The 1429-nt window shown below is 52.4% G+C and carries 2 protein-coding genes; both read right to left on the bottom strand.

Going from position 1 to position 1429, the window contains the following annotated elements:
- Nucleotides 1–147: 147 nt before the first annotated feature.
- Entirely contained in the window at nt 148–426 is a 279-nt protein-coding gene (gene cas2 / locus NW857_RS09175; RefSeq protein WP_414335550.1) for a CRISPR-associated endonuclease Cas2, read from the bottom strand.
- Complete coding sequence (gene cas1, locus NW857_RS09180) at nt 426–1415, bottom strand: CRISPR-associated endonuclease Cas1 (protein ID WP_414335548.1); 990 nt, start codon at nt 1413–1415, stop codon at nt 426–428. Before cas1 ends, cas2 begins: the two co-directional genes overlap by 1 nt.
- Between the last annotated feature and the right edge of the window lie 14 nt (nt 1416–1429).

Below are 1429 nucleotides of genomic sequence, written 5' to 3' on the forward strand. Positions count from 1 at the left end.
TGAAAGCCTTGTGGGGCAAGGCATCGAGCGGGTCAACGAAAGAATCGGCCTTTGCGGGATTTGGCGAGGCGCTCGCAGAGCTGCTGATACCGTTTTTGTGTGCTTTCGAGAACATCAAGTACTTAGGTAGGGGGAAAGTTGCCTGAGCTACACGATGACCGAGCCAGGGGGTGCAGTTAAAGGGGGTTCACCCCAGATTTCCACTTGGTCGAGGGCGTGGCTGGTGAGGGGATAGAAGCGGACGCTGTCTTCGTTGGGCTTGATCCTTTTCCGGAGCCGTAGCTTGAGCTCCTCGAACTTGTCCTTGTTGAGGACGCACTCGAAGACACTGTACTGCACCCGCTTGCCGTAGCCTTCTAGCAAGTCGGCAATTTTCTTGCGGCGCTTGTCACAGGGGGTATCGTAGGTAACAACATAAAGAAACATCAGCGAATCCGGTAAGGCTGATACAAGTCTTGAGGATTATAGACGGACTGCTTAAACTTCTTAACCTGCTGTGTTAGCAAATCCCAGCGGGGCTGATCCCCAGCAGGAGTTGTAATGGATCCCTCCATTCTCTGGAGAAAAGCTTTGAGGTATTTCTTTCTGCCAGCATCGTTGAGAAAACAGCCCCCATCTCGATACTCGAAGTCTTCTTGGATATCCATAACACTGCTGTTGACAAGCCACAGTACCAGGGAGTCCACAATAGGCGCTCGGAACTCTTCCAGCAAATCGGAAACCAGAGCAGCGTGGCGTTCACTGCTGGCATGTAGGCAACCTTGATAGGGATCCAAATCTTGCAGCTCAATCAAGGTTAATAGGTGGTTCCAGAGCACCATATAGCCAAAGCTAAGCATGGCATTGACTGGATTGGTGGGTGGTTGTCGGGTGCGCTTGAGCAAAACAAATCCTTTTTGTTGTAAGCAATTGCCCAATTCTGGGAAATACAGGGCTGCGCCGATCCCTTCAATGCCGCGCAATTGATCTAGAGACTTAGCCTGCAGAACTTGCTCGGCCAGATGTTCCAGGCTGCGCAGGGTTAGATCCCCAGTTTCGCTGGGGCGCTGCCTAAGTTGCCGCATCAACAACACGCGGCCATTGAGGAGCTTAGCTCGCACTATCTGGGCTGCTGTTTGCAATCGCCATGCTTCAGGGAGTGCTTGTTGCCAATGGGCCAAGCGGCGGTAGCCCCTTTCAATGGGAATGAGGCGACCGTAGCAATAGCCGAGTCGGGAGAGGTAGGCAATGGGGATATTGCGCTTCAAGCACTCTCTTACAACATCGGTAGTCACCTGCGAGCGGCCGAAGATTAAAATTTGCTCTAGCAAGGGCAGAGGCACCTCCTGCAAGAGCAAATCGCCCAAATGAACCAGCACAAACTCTTGCCTGAGGCTTAGCCTGCACCCTTGCTGGGAAACATACAAGGTTCGCATTATCGATCATCTCG

The sequence above is a fragment of the Synechococcus sp. H55.9 genome (assembly GCF_047462355.1).
GTDB lineage: Bacteria > Cyanobacteriota > Cyanobacteriia > Thermostichales > Thermostichaceae > Thermostichus.

What these genes read in the sequence shown, in the direction of transcription:
- cas1 (WP_414335548.1), bottom strand. Translation starts at nt 1,415, where the DNA reads ATGCGAACCTTGTATGTTTCCCAGCAAGGGTGCAGGCTAAGCCTCAGG.
- cas2 (WP_414335550.1), bottom strand. Translation starts at nt 426, where the DNA reads ATGTTTCTTTATGTTGTTACCTACGATACCCCCTGTGACAAGCGCCGC.